Genomic DNA, 14,211 nt, shown 5'->3' with positions numbered 1-14,211 from the left:
TGGACAATCGGCGACGGGTCGACAGATTGAACAGAGGTCTTTCTGCGAGAGGATGCCAGGCATGCTGCCGGACGAGATGGTCAAGCGCTTCAGTGTCACGGACGGCGATGACTTCAAGCTGAAGCATTTCGACCCCGGCGAGACCTGCGGCCTCGCGATCGACAAGGACGAGGCGCGCGAATTGCTGCAGACCGGCGTCAAGCGCCTGCGCGAGCTGCAGGAACGGCTCTTTGCGGAGAAGCGCTGGTCGATTCTGATCGTGTTGCAGGCGATCGACACCGCAGGCAAGGACGGGACGATCGAGCACGTCATGTCCGGCGTCAATCCGCAGGGCTGCGAGGTCACCTCCTTCAAGGCGCCGAGCTCGCTCGAGCTGCGCCATGATTTCCTCTGGCGCACCGCCTGCGCGCTGCCGGAGCGCGGCGAGATCGGCATTTTCAACCGCTCCTATTACGAGGAGGTGCTGGTCGTGCGCGTGCACGAAGAGTTGCTGCGCAAGCAGGGACTGCCGCCCAAGCTCATCGGCAAGCATGTCTGGCGCGATCGCTTCGAGAGCATCCGCGATTTCGAGAAGCATCTGGCCCGCAACGGTACCGTCGTCCTGAAATTCTTCCTCAACCTGTCGAAGGACGAGCAGCGCCGGCGCCTGCTGGCGCGGATCGACGAGCCCGATAAGCACTGGAAGTTCGATGCGGGCGATCTCGCCGAGCGCAAGCATTGGGACGACTATCAGGGCGCCTACCAGGACGCGATCGCCGAGACGGCGAGCAAGCACGCGCCCTGGCATGTCGTTCCCGCCGACAACAAATGGTTCACCCGGCTGATCGTCGCGGCGACGATCGTCAACCGGCTGGAAAAGCTCGATCCGCAGTTCCCGGTGGTCGACGACGAGGCCCGAAAGGTCATGGCCAGGGCCCGAAAGGAACTGTTGGCCGAGGACGGCAAGCGCAAGCGCTGAGGCCGCTCAACCGGCTTCGTTGGTGGGTGAGGCGTCGTCGCTGCGGACATAGCGCCAGAGCACCTCGGCGATCTCAGCCCGCTGGCGGAGCTTCGCCTCTGACGATGACATATCCCAGCGGAATTGCGCTTCGAAGGTGTGCCGGTTCGCGACCGAGAAGATCGAGAGGGCGTTCAGCGTGGCATGGAGCGCATGGGCATCGATCTCCGGCCTGATCGCGCCGAGGCTCTTGCCCTTGGCGAGCACGCGCTCGATCTGGCCGATGATCGGCCGCGTCATCTGCTGGAGCGTCTCGCTGCTGGCGACATGCCGGCCGCGATGGATGTTCTCGATCGCGACCAGCCGCACGAATTCCGGATTGGCCTGGTGGAAGTCGAAGGTGAACTCGGCGAGCCGGCGGATTGCCGCCTCCGGTGCGAGTGTCTCGAGATGCAGGCTCTCCTCCGCCTGGCGCATCCTGCCATAAGCCATCTCCAGCACGGCGACGAAGAGCTCTTCCTTCGAGTTGAAATAGTAGAAGATCAATCGCTTGGTGATCCCCGCCCGCGCGGCGATCGCGTCGGCATTGGCGCCGAGCAGCCCGTTCTCGGCAAACTCCTCGAAGGCGATCTGCAGGATCTCGGCCTTCGTCTTCTCGCGATCCCGGCGGCGGACCTTGGCCGGTTCGTTGCGGGCCCGCCTGCGCGTGGTCACTGCTGTCATCCCGCGATCCCGATTGCCCGTTCCGATTGGGAGGCTTGCCCGATCAGCTCATCCTACCGCGCTTGACAGTAATTATCCACCAGGTTAATCGGATCACAATTATCCTGCAAGTTAATTGCAGCGGCGCATGGCGGTCATAGGGAGCCGTGGAACCATGAAGACCATCGCAATCGGCGTGATCGGCGCGGGGCTGATCGGGCGCAAGCACCTGGCCAAGATCGCCGCGCATCCCGACTTCGAGCTGGCGGGAATCGCCGACGTCAATGCCGAGCAGGTCGCAGCCCGGAACCCCGATGCGCGCGTCTTCGCCGACTATCGCGCGATGCTCGACGAGACCCGTCCGGACGCTGTCATCATCGCCTCGCCCAACCAGCTTCATGCGCAGAACGGCATCGAATGCGCCCGCCGCGGCATTCATATCCTGATCGAGAAGCCGGTCACCGACACGCTGGAAACGGCGACTGCGCTGATCGAGGCGACGAAGGCCGCCGGCATCCGCTCGCTGGTCGGCCATCATCGACGCCATCATCGCCAGGTCGCGACCCTGCGCTCCCTGCTTAACGAGGGCCGGATCGGCGATCTCGTCGGCGTCTCGGCGATCTGGGCGGTGCACAAGCCGGACGCCTATTTCAGTGCGGCGCCCTGGCGGACACAGGCCGGCGGCGGGCCGGTGCTGATCAACCTGATCCACGAGATCGACTTCCTGCGCTTTTCCGTCGGCGAGATCGTCGCGGTCGGCGCCGTCCTCTCCAACCGCCGGCGCGGCTTTGCCGTCGAGGACACGGCCGGCGTGCTGATCGAGTTCGAGAACGGCGCGATCGGCAGCTTCTTCGTCAGCGACAGCGCCGTCTCGCCCTGGACCACCGAACAGGGCGTCGGCGAGTCGCCGGAGTTCCCGTTCAGCGGCGAGAGCAGCTATCGCTTCATGGGCAGCCGCGGCGCGCTGGAATTCCCCAATCTGGTGCAGTGGACGCAAGCAAGTGAGGCTCCGAGCTGGAACCTGCCGATCCAGGCGCAGCGCATCCATGCGCCGACGCTCGACCCCTATATCGCCCAGCTCGACCATTTCCGCGACCTGGTCAGGGGCGAGGCTGCCTCGCTGCAGCCGGTCGAGGACGGCGCGCGCACGCTGATCGCGACGCTCGCGGTAGCCGAGGCTGCCGCGAGCGGGCGGCGGATCGACCTGCGCGAGCGCTACGGGGCGTGCTGAACCTGCCGCGGTCGCGCTTCAGGCGCTGGCGAGCCGGCGATGGAGCTCCGCCACCGCTTCGTCGAGCGCATCCGCGATCAGCGCTTCCGCCCGCGGGGTGTAGCGGATCGCTGGGAGGGCAACGTTGAGTGAGCCGAGCGCCTGTCCGTCCTCGGCCAGCACCGCCTTCGCCAGTCCTATGATGCCCGGGGTGAATTCCTCGTGCGAATAGGCGATGCCGTCGCGCCGGATCTTGTCGAGCTGCCGGCGGAGTTCCGCCGCTGAGGACAGCGTGTTGGCCGTGATCGTCTCGAACCTTACGCGCGCCAGGTACTCGTCCCGCCGATCCTGCAGCATATGCGCCAGGATGATCTTGCCGCCGGAGGTCGCATAGAGCGGCGCGAGATCGCCGAGCCGCATATGGGAGACCAGCCGCTGCGAGGAGCTAACGGTCGCCACCACCTCCGCGTCGTCGCCCTTGAGCATGTTCAGCGCCGCGGATTCGCCGGTCTGCGCGGTGATCCGCTCCAGCACCGGCTGGGCCAGCCCAACAAGGTCCTGCCGGCGTGAGGTCAGGCGCGCCATGCTGGTGAAGCGCTCGCCCAGGCGATAGCTCTTGCCGGCAGCCGAATAGGCGACGTAGCCGCGCCCCGTCGCAGTCTTGAGAAGCTGCGTCAGGCTGCTCTTGGGGATGCCGAGCGCCGCGGTGATCGCGCTGTGCGAGAGGCCGCCATTGACGCGCGCCAGCAATTCGAACAGGTCGAGCAGCCGATCGGCCGATTTCACGGCGCTGCGCGTGTCTTCGCTCGGCTCTACCGTCAACCTGGATCCCTCAGTTCATCAGTATGAACAAACTTAGCAAGCTCGTCCCAGGGAGGAAAGCGGGAGATCAGGGGCGGGCGGCCGCGTTTCGGGCAAGCAGCTGCCTTGTGGCGTCGCCCGCGCGCCGGGCGCGCTCCATGGGCGAGCAGGACGCGAAAGCGGTCGATGGCGCCTCGACGCCGACCGGCGTATCGGGCGCGAACGCGTCGAGAAATGCGTCCAACCACAATTCGCCGAGCCCCGGATAGAGCCGCTCCGCTCGCGCTTCGGCACGGAAGCCCGAGGCAGGAGGGCGCGCGGCGGGGGCGTCGCAGAGATGGATGTAGGAGAACAGCCCGGGGTCGTAACCGGCGATGTCGGCTGGGCTGCCGCCCGAGCGGCTGAGGTGCAGCGCATCGACCAGGAGACCGGCATCCCTGGGCGCCGCCTGCCGCAAGAGTTCATGCGCGCTGCCGAGATCGGCGATCGTCGCATAGGGGATGAACTCCAGCATCGGCCGCAGCCCGCGTGCGTTCGCCAGCGTGCACAGGCGCCCGAAATTGTCGAGGAGGCGGGCGGATTCGACATCGAAGCCTACGGTCAGCACATGGCGCGCGCCGAGCTCGGCCCCGACGTCCAAAGCTGGTTCCAGATCGTCGACTGCGGTCTGCGGCGACAACCAGATGGCTTCGATGTCGAGGATACGAATGCCGGTCGCGGCGAGCCGCTCCTTGATGCGGCGCTGCAGGGGGATGTCGCCGACCACGGGCACGATCGTATCGCCCGGCAGTGGCGGCACGATGCGCAGGCCGATCGCGTCGAAGCCGCCTGCCGCGCCGGCATCGATCAGATCCAGCGGGCCCGCATCGAGCACGGTGAGATGCGCGAGCGAGATCGATCTCATCGTCTGCTCTCCGGTTGACTCGAGTTGGCCATTATACAAAACTAGTTCCTGTAGATGAACAAATTGTGGGGAGGCAGCGATGACCGCAGCGAGCGATCAGGCCGACCGGCGCGCCATCCGCGACCTCCTGGAGAATTGGGTGGTCTGGCGCGATGCCGGCGACTGGGATCGCTTCCGGGGCGTCTGGCATCCCGAGGGACGGATGATGGCGACCTGGTTCCAGGGGACGGGCGACGAATTCATCCGCGTCAGCCGCGAGGGCTTCGAACGCGGCGTTCGCATCCTGCACTTCCTCGGCGGCATCGCGATCGACGTCGCGGGCGCAAGAGCGATCTCCCAGACGAAGATGACGATCAACCAGCGCGCCGAGGTCGAGGGCATCGTCTGCGACGTCGTCTGCACCGGCCGCTTCTACGATTTCCTCGAGAAGCGCGACGAGCGCTGGGGCATCGTGCTGCGGCAGCCGATCTACGAGAAGGACCGGATCGATCCGGTTGATCCTTCCGCCACGCTCTCGCTCGATCGCGAGGTGCTGATGCGCTTTCCGGAGGGCTATCGCCATCTCGCCTATCTGCAGACCCGCATCGGCTACAAGGTCAAGCCCGACATGCCCGGGCTCACCGGCCGCGAGGTCGAGGCGCTCTATGCCCGCGGCGCCGGCTGGCTGAAGGGCGCACCGGCCGACGAGCCTGCGGCACCGGCGAGCTGAGGCCGACATGGCGAGCGTGGTTGTCCAGCCCTTCGTCTACCAGGCCGATCCGGCAGGGTGAGGCGTTCTGCGTGGCCGATGGCGTCGCCGCTGCGAGGGACATGCCCCAAGTCTGACTGGCGACGAGGCAACGGGAGAACAGCGTGAGAAATTTCGACGAGCGCTCGATCACCGCCGCCGTCCGCGAGCGGGTGGGGCAGGCCAGCGATCCGCGCCTCCGTCAGGTCAGCGACGCTCTGATCCGCCATCTCCACGACTTCCTGCGCGAGATCGAGCCGACCCAGGAGGAGTGGTCGCGGGCGATCGCCTTCCTGACCCGTACGGGGCACATGTGCACCGCCAACCGTCAGGAGTTCATCCTGCTCTCGGACGCGCTCGGCGTCTCCATGCTGGTCGACGCGATCAATCACCACCTCCCGGGCGGCGCCACGGAGACTACGGTGCTCGGCCCGTTCTATGTGCAGGAGCCGCCGGAACTGCCGCTCGGAGCCAATATTTCGCCAGGGCTCGCCGGCGTGCCGCTGCTGGTCACCGGTTCGGTCAGCTCAGCCGGCGGTCCGGGGCTGGCCGGCGCGGCGGTCGATGTTTGGCATTCCGACGGCGACGGCTATTACGACGTCCAGCAGCTCGACGAGGATCACGATCTTGCCATGCGGGCAAGGCTGCGGACTGCGCCGGATGGCGCCTTCCATTTCTGGACGATCATGCCGGCCGCCTACCCGATCCCGAATGACGGGCCGGTTGGCGAGATGCTGGCGGCGCAGGGGCGCCATCCCTATCGGCCGGCCCATGTGCATTTCATGATCGCTGCGCCGGCGCATGAGCCGCTCGTCACCCATGTCTTCGTCGAGGGCGATGCCTATCTCGACTCCGACGTCGTATTCGGCGTCAAGGATTCGCTGATCCGTCCTTTCACCGAAATGCCGGCGGGCACGGCTCCCGATGGCACGCGGGTCGACCGGCCCTATCGCCACCTGCATTACGACTTCGCGCTGGCGCCGCAACGGCGCGTGGCTTGAGCCTCTGCCCGTCGTCGATGGAACGGGCTCTAGCGGGGCAATTTGCCGCGATGCGCCTTCGCAAGCACATCGGCCACGCGCTCTTCGCCCGAGCCGCAATCCCGGCCGGCGACCTCGGGAGAAATAGCCGAGAGCCGGATCGCGCTCGATGCTGCTCCGACCGCGCTCGCCCGGCGCGGCAGGGCTGTGATTCCGACGCTCGCCGCGAGCGCCGCGGCCATATCTCGCGTGGTCAGGGTTATGCTGATCTCCCGTGCTGGAATGAGGATTGGGCTCCCCTCGGATCGTTTTTCGCCCATCCCGCACGATGGCAGCAGCATGCCTCGGCTTGCGAAAGTGAGATTTGCTCAACCGGGCTTGAGAGATTCTTGGCCCGGTCGGAAAGGTCGGAAAACAGCGCTTCGGCAAGCGTTTAGCGGCGCCGGGACGCGTGATGAAAATCTCTTCAGAGCCCTGAAGAAAAACTCGTTGGTGCGACCGCGGGCGGCGACCCATCTTCGTTGCAACCGGCAAGCCTGGTGGCCTGCCGCCTCAACGAGGACCTGCCATGACGACGCTTCTTCACATCGACGCCAGCGCCCGCGGCGACCGCTCGCTTAGCCGTGCCCTGTCAAGGGCCTTCGTCGAGGCCTGGCTGGCGCGCGAGCCCGATACGCAGGTGATCGCCCGCGATGTCGGGCGTGATCCGCCGCCATTTCTCAACGAAGCCTGGGTCGCGGCGGCCTTCACGCCGGAGGATGCCCGCACGCCGCAGCAGAAGGCGGAGCTTGCCCTGTCCGACGAATTGATCGCCGAGCTCGCCGCGGCGGATGTGATCGTGATGGGCACGCCGATGTACAATTACGGCATGCCGGCGCAGCTCAAGTCGTGGTTCGACAAGATCATCCGGATCGGCAAGACCTTCAGCTTCGACCTGGCGCGCGGCGATTTTCCGCTGGAGACGATCCTCAGCGGCAAGACGCTCGTGGTGCTGAGCTCGCGCGGCGAGTTCGGCTTCGGGCCGGGCGGCGTGCGTGCCGACATGAACCAGCTCGACCCGCATATCCGGACCTGCTCGCACTATCTCGGCGTCGAATCGATCCATACGATCGCGATCGACTATCAGGAATTCGGCGATGCCCGGCACAAGCGCTCGATCGCCGAGGCGCATGCCGCGGTGCCGGGGCTGGTCGACGAGCTCATCGCCGGCCGCCGCGCCGAAGCGGCCTAGGTGAGGGAGTCGAACGGCCTTGATCCAGAATCCGATCCCGTGGCCGAACGGGGCGCGCTGCGCCTGCGCCATCACCTTCGACGTCGATGCCGACAGCCTGATCCATATCGCCAGGCCGAAGGACAGCTGGAACCGGCTCTATCCGATCACCATGGGGCGCTACGGGCCGACCGTCGGCGTGCCGCGCATCCTCGAGACCTATCGCCGGCTCGGCCTGAAGCAGTCCTTCTTCATCCCGGGATGGACGATGGAGCGCTATCCTGACGCGGTCGAGGCGATCCTGACGGGCGGCCACGAGATCGGCCATCACGGCTATCTCCACGAGGACCCGACCGAGATCTCGCCGGAGGCGCAGCGGAGCGCCTTCGAGAAGGCGCTCGCCATCCACCAGCGGATGACGGGTCGCACGCCGCGCGGCTATCGCGCACCGGTCTACAACGCGACGCAGGCGACGATCGATCTCCTGATCGAGCACGGCTTTTCCTATGATTCCTCGCTGATGGCAGACGACATCCCCTACCGGATGCGGTCGGGCGGCAAGTTTCTGTATGAGGTGCCGCCGCATTGGGGCTCGGACGACTGGCCGCCCTTCGCCCATTATGCCGAGATCGGCTACATGATGCCGGTGCAGCCGCCGGAGCAGGGCCTCGCAGCCTCCTTCGCCGAGTTCGAGGCGCAATACGAAACAGGCGGCTTCTGGATGGGGATCTGGCATCCGTTCCTGACCGGGCGCCTGGCACGCTGGGCCGTGGTCGAGCGCTGGCTCGAGCAGGTGCTGGCGACGCGCAAGGTCTGGTTCGCGCCGCTGGAGGCGATCGTCGCCCATGTCGAGCGACTGGTCGCGGCCGGCGAATACCAGGTCCGGACCGAGGAACTGCCCTATTTCACGCAGCCTGTGGCAGGGTGAGCTCGGGCGCCTCGCGCCGGCGGAAGGCGGCGGCCTCGGCGCGCAGCCAGTCGCGGAACAGCACGGTCGAGCGCTTGCGCGGCGTCGCGCCCTCGACCAGCCGGAAGGCGAAGCCCGGCAGGCTGCCGCCGTCGAGGCGCATCAGGCTGCCATCGCGCAAGGCATCGTCGACGAGGATGTTGCTGCACAGCAGCGGGCCAAGCCCGCGACCGGCGGCGTGCAAGGCCAAAGTCTCCTCGCTGAACCAGGACTGGCGGAAGTCCGGCACCCTTCCCGGCAGCGCCTGCGCCAGCCAGGCCGACCAGTCCGGCGTTTCGAGCGTGCGGTTCTTCCAGCGATAGCCGATCAGCGGGCGGCCGAGCATGTCGGCGATGCCTGTGCGGCGTCCGGCCGGGCAGAGATTGCCGGAAGCGACGGCGATGTAGCTGTCTTCCAGCAGCACGGTCTGACGCTGATCGGCCGGGACCGCGCCATAGCGGATGGCGAGGTCGATGCCCTCGGCGCGCAGGTCCATCACCTCCTCGGAAGCGTCGATATGGACGGTGATCGCTGGATGGGCTGCGTGGAAAGCCGGGAGGCGCGGCATCAGCCAGCGCTCGGCGAAGGCGCGGGTGGTCGAGACGGTGACGGCGTCGGCCGAGCGGGTATCGTCGAGCAGGGCGAAGGCATCTGCGAGCCGGTCGAAGCCATCGCGCAGAAGCGGGAACAACGTCTCGCCGGCGGCGGTCAGCGCGAGCGCCCGCGCCTGGCGCTCGAACAGCTTCAGGCCGAGCACGGCTTCAAGATGGCGGACCTGATGGCTCACCGCCGTCACCGTGACGCAGAGCTCGTTGGCGGCCTGGGTGAAGCTGAGATGGCGCGCCGTCGCCTCGAAGGCGCGCACGGCGTTGAGCGAGGGCAGCTTGCGCATGATGAGCCTCCCGTCAGGCGATCTGGTAGTGCGCGTCGGTCGGATGCATGGCATTGACCGGCACCATGTCCTGCGGGCAGGCCGAGAAGACGATGATCAGGTCCATCTCGGCGCGCAGGGCGATATGCTGGCCGGGTTCGCTGACCGGCGCCTCGAAGGCAAGGCTGCCATCGGCGCGCACCGGCACGTTCATGAACAGGTTGAGCGGGCTCGGCGTCAGCGGCACGGCGATGCCGAGCTCGGCGAGCGCGGCCTTGAGGTTGTCGGTGCAGCTGTCGTGATGGCCGTGCGCGCCGAGCTGGCGATAGCGATGTTCGTCGCAGGCGGCGATCAGCATGTCGTGGATGCCGGGGGTGGTGTCCTCGACCACGGTCAGCATCGGGTTGCGGCGATTGCTGACCAGCGTGTCGCCGACCGCCGGCATCAGCTTCAGGATCGCGGCCCGGCTGTGCTCCATCGACAGGTGCTCGTCGATATCGGCGGCGCTGAAGGCCCAGGTGTCGACGACCTGCTTGCCATGAGTATTGACGACGCGGACGCTCTGGCCGCGCTTGACCCTTGCGGCGACGCCGCTGCGGGCCGGGATCAGTTCGAGCGCCGGCTGGAGCGCTCCGACCTGCGTGTTCATGGCGATCTCCTCGCTGGCTCATTCGCTATGCCGTCAAGGAAACTCTCAATCGTTATGCAAATCCAATAATTTGATTTGGCTTCATTATCAGAAAATCATATGAAGCTAACATGCGCCTGCGCCAGCTCGAATGCTTCCGCGCCTTGATGATCCACGGCACGATGACGCGCGTCGCCGAACTTCTCGGGATCTCGCAGCCCGGCGTCAGCACGATGATCGCCGCGTTGGAGCATGATTTCGGCGTGCCGCTGTTCGTGCGGCGCGGCACGCGGCTGCAGCCGACGCCGGAGGCGCATCTGATCTATGCGGAGGCGAGCCGGGCGCTGGAGGCGGTCGAGAACACTGTGCGGGTGGCGGGAGAGATCCGGGCCGGCAAGCGCGGGCATCTCGCGATCACCGCCTATCCCAGCATCTCGATCGCGCTGCTGCCGCGGCTGCTCTCGGTCTTCGCCGCCGAGCGGCCGGGACTGCAGATGAAGATCATCACACGGGCATCGCAGAGCGTAAAGGAGCTAATGTCGACGCGGACCTTCGACTTCGCCATCGCCGAATTGCCGCTCGACTATCCGACGGCGCAGATGGAGGTCTTCAGCTATCAGTGCCAGTGCATGCTGCCGCTCGGCCATCCCCTGGCCGAACGCGAGGAGATCACCCCGGCCGATCTCGACGGGGTGCCCTTCGTCACCCTGTTCCGCGGCGATCCCGTCTACCAGAAGCTCGCCGCTGCCTTCTCCGAATATGGCGCGCGCTGGAATGTGGTTGCCGAGACGGAGTTCTTCTCGTCGGCCTGCGAGCTCGTCGCCGCCGGCATCGGGGTCGGGATCGTCGATCCCGTGGTCAGCGCGCCGTTCACGGCCGACGTCGTGCGCCGGCCGTTCCGGCCGGCGATCTCCTACGAGATCGCCATCCTGCATCCGCTGCACGAGGAGCTGTCGCAGCTCGCGCGCGAGTTCATGGTCCCGCTGCGCGAGGCTTTGACAGCCTGACCTCCCGCGATAGTCGGTCAGACGTGGCCGTATTTCGCCAGAGCATCGGCGAGCGAGAGCCCGCGCGAGAGCTCGCGTCGGATGTTGACCTCGACGGCGGTCAGCCGCTCGGCTTCGGCCAGCACCTCCTCGATCCGCTCGGCTGGGATGACGATGGCGCCGTCATCGTCGGCGAGGATGAAGTCGCCCGGCTTGATCTCGACATAGCGGCTGGTCGCGCCGCGCATCAGTACCGGGACCTGGCTGGCGTTGACCTTCCAGCGGCCGATCGACTGCACCGGCGTGCGGTAGCGCGCATAGACCGGGAAGGCCTGCTCGCCGATCCAACGGATGTCGCGGATGCCGCCGTCGACGAGCGCGCCGACGCAGCCCTTCTCCTTCATGCCGATCGCGATCAATTCGCCGAAATAGCAGATGCCCTCGCCGTCGCCGCTCCAGACCGTGACCTCGCCGGGCGAGACGCCCTGGCAGGCTTTCATCTTCTCGGCATCGCCGCCGAGCGGGAACGGCGTCATCTGGCCGCGGATGGTATAGGCGAAGCCGGCGAGCTGTCCGGTGGTCGCGGGGTAGGGAGCAAATTGCGGTGCGAGGCTCTGGTCCGGCAGGCCGAGCGTGTCGAGCACGTCGGCGACGTTGGAGGTGTCGACCGCAAGGAAGCGGCGGCGGATGTCCTCGCGCCAGACAGCGTCGCGCTGGGGCAGTTCGGTCATGATCTCAGATCCTTTCAGATGCTCTGGAGATAGCCGCCATCGACCCGGATGACCGAGCCGGTGATGTAGGCGGCGCGGGCGCTGGCGAGGAAGGCGACGGCGTCGGCGTATTCCTCGGGCGTGCCGTAGCGGCCGAGCGGGATCGCGCCCGTGCTCTCGGCGACGATGTCGGCGAGCGGCCGGCCTTCGCGTTTGGCCTTCTGCTCGTCGAGAAAGAGGATGCGGTCGGTAGCGATCCGCCCCGGCAGGATGACGTTGCAGGTGATGCCGGACGCCGCGACCTCGCGCGCCAGCGTCTTCGACCAGCCGACCAGCGACAGGCGCAAGGCGTTCGAGATGGCGAGGTTCGGGATCGGCGCGACCACGCCTGAGGAGGTCGAGGTGACGATCCGTCCGAAGCCGCGCTCGCGCATGCCCGGCAGCACCTTGTCGGTGAGCGCGATGACGGAGAGCACCATCGCCTGGAACTGTGCCGTCCAGGTCTCGGATGGCACGCCGGCGGCGAGGCTGGGCGGCGGACCGCCGGTGTTGTTGACGAGGATGTCGACCGGTCCGAGCGTCTCGGCGATCGCGGCAAGATGCCCGTCGGCCTCGTCGAGGCGGTCGATGTCCCAGCGCCGCGCCAGATGCGGTGCGCCCAGGGCGGAGAGGTCAGCGGCCGTGGCGGCGAGCGCCGTCTCGTCGATATCGGCGAGCGCGACCCTGGCGCCTTCGCGTGCGAGTGCCCTGGCGATGGCGCGGCCGAGCCCGCCGCCGGCACCCAGTACGAGCGCCGTGCGTCCAGCAATTCCCAGATCCATGATGGTTCCTCGTGAGTCCGGCTTACGAGCCGATGCGCAGGGGAGCGTCGAGCTTGCGCAGATAGGAGATGACCGAGAGTGCAGTGATGCGGCCGGTCTTCGGGTTGTCGCTCGGTACGTTCTCGATCGTCATCGAGAAGCTTGCGGAGTCGGCGTCGACCTCGATCGTATGGGTGTTGCGGGTCAGCGCCGGGTCGGCCCAGATCTCCAGCGTCGTCCGGTCTGGCCCGATGCCGGCGAGCGAGAGCGCGACGGCGACGTTGAGGTTGGCCGGGAAGCCGATCGCGGCCTCGCGCGGCGTGCCGCTGAACACCCGGGTCGGCTCCCGGACATCGTCGAGGGTAATGTTGTTCTCGATGAGATAGGGCGCGCCGACGAGGCCGCGCACCGGCTTGCGCGTGATCATCCGGACCGAGCGGATCACGCCCTCGGCCGCTGCGGTGACGGCGTCGAGGCCGAGCAGCGCGCCGGTCGGCACGACGATCTGGCCGCCATGCGCGCGGGCGATCTCGATCAGGCCCTCATGCGAGAGGATGGCGCCGGAGCTGAGAACGATCACCGTCTTGCCGGCACGCAGGAAAGGCTCGGCGATGGCCGGCAGCAGCGCGGCCGGGGCGCATTCGACAACGATGTCGGCGAGCGCTTCGAGCTCCTCGATCGCCACCACCGGGATCGGCCGGGAGAGATGCGAGAGCCGCTCGCGCGCCTTGTCGCGGTCATGAGCGGAGACGGCGACGAGTTCGCAGCCGGGCACGCCCTGGTCGAGCACGCTGGCGATCTTGAGGCCGACGGCGCCGAGACCGGCGATGGCGACCCGCCGGCGCGGATGCGCGCCGGGTGCGGAAGGGGACGTCATGGGCGTTTCCTTGTCTTGTCGTCAGCCGGCCTGAGGAGCCGGGAAGAGGCTGGCGTAATGGCGCGCGCAGGCGCCGGCCGTGGTGAACCAGATGCGGTCCTGATGCTTGTTGAGATGGTCGAGCACCCGGCGGAACTGCCGGATGCGGAAAGGCTGGCCGACGATGAAGGTGTGGATCGTCATGCCGTAGACCAGCGCCTGCTGCTCGGACTGGACCAGCATCTCGTCGAGATTGTCGATCGCCATATCAGCGAAGGCCTGCGCCGTGCCGTCATGCAGCACAACCATCGGCACGTCGTTGACCTCGTGCGGATAGGGCATCGCCAGCAGCGGGCCGCCCTTGGTGTTCAGCCAGACCGGCTGGTCGTCCATCGGCCAGTCCATGGTGTAGGCGTAGCCGGCTTCAGCCAGCAGGTCCTCGGTGCTGGCGCTGGGATGGGCGCCCGGGCTCATCCAGCCTGAGGGCGCAGCGCCCTCGTGGCTGGCGATCGCCTGCGTCGCCTCGGCGATCAGCCGCCGCTCGGCCTCGATCTCCATGCCGTTCTGATGCTCGGAATTGGTGCGGCCATGGGCGACGATCTCGTCGCCGCGGCGGCGGTGGGCTGCGACCAGCTCCGGGCAGTGCGCGTAGCATTCGGTGTTGAGCAGCACCGAGAGCGGCAGGCGGTACTCGTCGAAGAGCTCGATCAGCCGCCAGCCGCCGACGCGGTTGCCGTATTCGCGCCAGGCCCAGTTGTAGGTGTTGGGGTGCTGGAGCCCGGGCGAATAGGGCAGGCCGAGCCCGGAGCCATAGGCGAAGTGCTCGACGCAGAGCGCGACATAGACGGCGAGCCGCTTGCCGCCCGGCCAGGTGAAGTCCGGCCGGTCGACGATGGGCGAGTAGGGGAAGCGTCCGGGGCTGGGCAGCATGAGCGTGCGTCCG

Annotated in this window: 17 protein-coding genes; 7 read left to right on the top strand and 10 right to left on the bottom strand. The window is 67.2% G+C overall.

Annotated elements, in window-relative coordinates:
- The first annotated feature begins 61 nt into the window (after positions 1 to 61).
- On the top strand, positions 62 to 958 hold the full coding sequence (locus tag CXY91_RS12210; protein ID WP_248307451.1) for a polyphosphate kinase 2 family protein: 897 nt from the start codon (positions 62 to 64) through the stop codon (positions 956 to 958).
- 6 nt (positions 959 to 964) lie between these two features.
- Here CXY91_RS12210 and CXY91_RS12205 read toward each other — a convergent pair whose 3' ends face one another.
- A complete protein-coding gene (locus CXY91_RS12205; RefSeq protein ID WP_100961611.1) occupies positions 965 to 1,660 on the bottom strand; it encodes a TetR/AcrR family transcriptional regulator in 696 nt (231 codons plus the stop codon).
- 154 nt (positions 1,661 to 1,814) lie between these two features.
- Here CXY91_RS12205 and CXY91_RS12200 point away from each other — a divergent pair, with 154 nt between their 5' ends.
- A complete protein-coding gene (locus CXY91_RS12200) occupies positions 1,815 to 2,870 on the top strand; it encodes a Gfo/Idh/MocA family protein (protein WP_100961609.1) in 1,056 nt (351 codons plus the stop codon).
- 18 nt (positions 2,871 to 2,888) lie between these two features.
- Here the strand turns inward: CXY91_RS12200 and CXY91_RS12195 are convergent, their stop codons facing one another.
- Positions 2,889 to 3,635, bottom strand: coding sequence for an IclR family transcriptional regulator (locus CXY91_RS12195; RefSeq protein ID WP_199777414.1), 747 nt, complete (start codon positions 3,633 to 3,635; stop codon positions 2,889 to 2,891).
- Between the two features lie 103 nt (positions 3,636 to 3,738).
- On the bottom strand, positions 3,739 to 4,554 hold the full coding sequence (locus tag CXY91_RS12190) for a sugar phosphate isomerase/epimerase family protein (RefSeq protein ID WP_100961605.1): 816 nt from the start codon (positions 4,552 to 4,554) through the stop codon (positions 3,739 to 3,741).
- A gap of 79 nt (positions 4,555 to 4,633) precedes the next feature.
- On the opposite strand from CXY91_RS12190, the gene CXY91_RS12185 reads away from it, so the two are divergent.
- Positions 4,634 to 5,263, top strand: coding sequence for a nuclear transport factor 2 family protein (locus CXY91_RS12185; RefSeq protein WP_100961603.1), 630 nt, complete (start codon positions 4,634 to 4,636; stop codon positions 5,261 to 5,263).
- 143 nt (positions 5,264 to 5,406) lie between these two features.
- Positions 5,407 to 6,282 (top strand): dioxygenase family protein, encoded by an 876-nt coding sequence (locus CXY91_RS12180; protein ID WP_100961601.1) that lies wholly within the window; start codon positions 5,407 to 5,409, stop codon positions 6,280 to 6,282.
- A gap of 29 nt (positions 6,283 to 6,311) precedes the next feature.
- Here the strand turns inward: CXY91_RS12180 and CXY91_RS12175 are convergent, their stop codons facing one another.
- On the bottom strand, positions 6,312 to 6,602 hold the full coding sequence (locus tag CXY91_RS12175) for a hypothetical protein (protein WP_158673387.1): 291 nt from the start codon (positions 6,600 to 6,602) through the stop codon (positions 6,312 to 6,314).
- Between the two features lie 227 nt (positions 6,603 to 6,829).
- Between CXY91_RS12175 and CXY91_RS12170 the strand changes: the two genes are divergently transcribed.
- Both CXY91_RS12170 and CXY91_RS12165 read left to right on the top strand, forming a co-directional pair.
- Entirely contained in the window at positions 6,830 to 7,492 is a 663-nt protein-coding gene (locus CXY91_RS12170; protein ID WP_100961599.1) for an FMN-dependent NADH-azoreductase, read from the top strand.
- A gap of 19 nt (positions 7,493 to 7,511) precedes the next feature.
- Complete coding sequence (locus CXY91_RS12165) at positions 7,512 to 8,399, top strand: polysaccharide deacetylase family protein (RefSeq protein ID WP_100961597.1); 888 nt, start codon at positions 7,512 to 7,514, stop codon at positions 8,397 to 8,399.
- On the opposite strand, the gene CXY91_RS12160 is transcribed toward CXY91_RS12165, so the two are convergent.
- Both CXY91_RS12160 and CXY91_RS12155 read right to left on the bottom strand, forming a co-directional pair.
- Complete coding sequence (locus CXY91_RS12160; protein WP_100961595.1) at positions 8,377 to 9,309, bottom strand: LysR substrate-binding domain-containing protein; 933 nt, start codon at positions 9,307 to 9,309, stop codon at positions 8,377 to 8,379. The two genes, CXY91_RS12165 and CXY91_RS12160, sit on opposite strands and share 23 nt — an antisense overlap.
- Positions 9,310 to 9,322: 13 nt before the next feature.
- Positions 9,323 to 9,937, bottom strand: a complete 615-nt coding sequence (locus CXY91_RS12155) for a DUF1989 domain-containing protein (protein ID WP_100961593.1) — start codon at positions 9,935 to 9,937, stop codon at positions 9,323 to 9,325.
- 110 nt (positions 9,938 to 10,047) lie between these two features.
- Here CXY91_RS12155 and CXY91_RS12150 point away from each other — a divergent pair, with 110 nt between their 5' ends.
- On the top strand, positions 10,048 to 10,923 hold the full coding sequence (locus CXY91_RS12150) for a LysR substrate-binding domain-containing protein (protein WP_091837293.1): 876 nt from the start codon (positions 10,048 to 10,050) through the stop codon (positions 10,921 to 10,923).
- A 17-nt stretch (positions 10,924 to 10,940) separates the two neighbouring features.
- On the opposite strand, the gene CXY91_RS12145 is transcribed toward CXY91_RS12150, so the two are convergent.
- The 4 genes from CXY91_RS12145 to CXY91_RS12130 are packed head-to-tail and all read right to left on the bottom strand — an operon-like array spanning position 10,941 to position 14,198.
- Positions 10,941 to 11,633 (bottom strand): RraA family protein, encoded by a 693-nt coding sequence (locus tag CXY91_RS12145; RefSeq protein ID WP_100961591.1) that lies wholly within the window; start codon positions 11,631 to 11,633, stop codon positions 10,941 to 10,943.
- A 14-nt stretch (positions 11,634 to 11,647) separates the two neighbouring features.
- A complete protein-coding gene (locus tag CXY91_RS12140; protein WP_100961590.1) occupies positions 11,648 to 12,433 on the bottom strand; it encodes an SDR family oxidoreductase in 786 nt (261 codons plus the stop codon).
- Positions 12,434 to 12,455: 22 nt separating this feature from the next.
- The gene (locus tag CXY91_RS12135) at positions 12,456 to 13,289 is read right to left on the bottom strand and encodes an aspartate dehydrogenase (RefSeq protein ID WP_100961588.1); all 834 of its coding nucleotides are present in this window, start codon (positions 13,287 to 13,289) and stop codon (positions 12,456 to 12,458) included.
- 21 nt (positions 13,290 to 13,310) lie between these two features.
- Complete coding sequence (locus CXY91_RS12130; RefSeq protein ID WP_100961586.1) at positions 13,311 to 14,198, bottom strand: polysaccharide deacetylase family protein; 888 nt, start codon at positions 14,196 to 14,198, stop codon at positions 13,311 to 13,313.
- Between the last annotated feature and the right edge of the window lie 13 nt (positions 14,199 to 14,211).

Source organism: Allobosea sp. FBZP-16 (assembly GCF_002831785.1).
Taxonomy (GTDB): Bacteria; Pseudomonadota; Alphaproteobacteria; order Rhizobiales; family Beijerinckiaceae; genus Allobosea; species Allobosea lupini.
Note: the sequence above shows the minus strand (reverse complement) of the source record. Positions and strands in the feature narration are given on the sequence as shown.

Excerpts from the sequence above, each read along its gene's own strand:
- CXY91_RS12190 (WP_100961605.1), bottom strand. The coding sequence starts at position 4,554 with ATGAGATCGATCTCGCTCGCGCATCTCACCGTGCTCGATGCGGGCCCG.
- CXY91_RS12160 (WP_100961595.1), bottom strand. The coding sequence starts at position 9,309 with ATGCGCAAGCTGCCCTCGCTCAACGCCGTGCGCGCCTTCGAGGCGACG.
- CXY91_RS12140 (WP_100961590.1), bottom strand. The coding sequence starts at position 12,433 with ATGGATCTGGGAATTGCTGGACGCACGGCGCTCGTACTGGGTGCCGGC.
- CXY91_RS12175 (WP_158673387.1), bottom strand. The coding sequence starts at position 6,602 with ATGCTGCTGCCATCGTGCGGGATGGGCGAAAAACGATCCGAGGGGAGC.
- CXY91_RS12210 (WP_248307451.1), top strand. The coding sequence starts at position 62 with ATGCTGCCGGACGAGATGGTCAAGCGCTTCAGTGTCACGGACGGCGAT.
- CXY91_RS12200 (WP_100961609.1), top strand. The coding sequence starts at position 1,815 with ATGAAGACCATCGCAATCGGCGTGATCGGCGCGGGGCTGATCGGGCGC.
- CXY91_RS12185 (WP_100961603.1), top strand. The coding sequence starts at position 4,634 with ATGACCGCAGCGAGCGATCAGGCCGACCGGCGCGCCATCCGCGACCTC.
- CXY91_RS12170 (WP_100961599.1), top strand. The coding sequence starts at position 6,830 with ATGACGACGCTTCTTCACATCGACGCCAGCGCCCGCGGCGACCGCTCG.
- CXY91_RS12135 (WP_100961588.1), bottom strand. The coding sequence starts at position 13,289 with ATGACGTCCCCTTCCGCACCCGGCGCGCATCCGCGCCGGCGGGTCGCC.
- CXY91_RS12150 (WP_091837293.1), top strand. The coding sequence starts at position 10,048 with ATGCGCCTGCGCCAGCTCGAATGCTTCCGCGCCTTGATGATCCACGGC.
- CXY91_RS12145 (WP_100961591.1), bottom strand. The coding sequence starts at position 11,633 with ATGACCGAACTGCCCCAGCGCGACGCTGTCTGGCGCGAGGACATCCGC.
- CXY91_RS12130 (WP_100961586.1), bottom strand. The coding sequence starts at position 14,198 with ATGCTGCCCAGCCCCGGACGCTTCCCCTACTCGCCCATCGTCGACCGG.
- CXY91_RS12155 (WP_100961593.1), bottom strand. The coding sequence starts at position 9,937 with ATGAACACGCAGGTCGGAGCGCTCCAGCCGGCGCTCGAACTGATCCCG.
- CXY91_RS12205 (WP_100961611.1), bottom strand. The coding sequence starts at position 1,660 with ATGACAGCAGTGACCACGCGCAGGCGGGCCCGCAACGAACCGGCCAAG.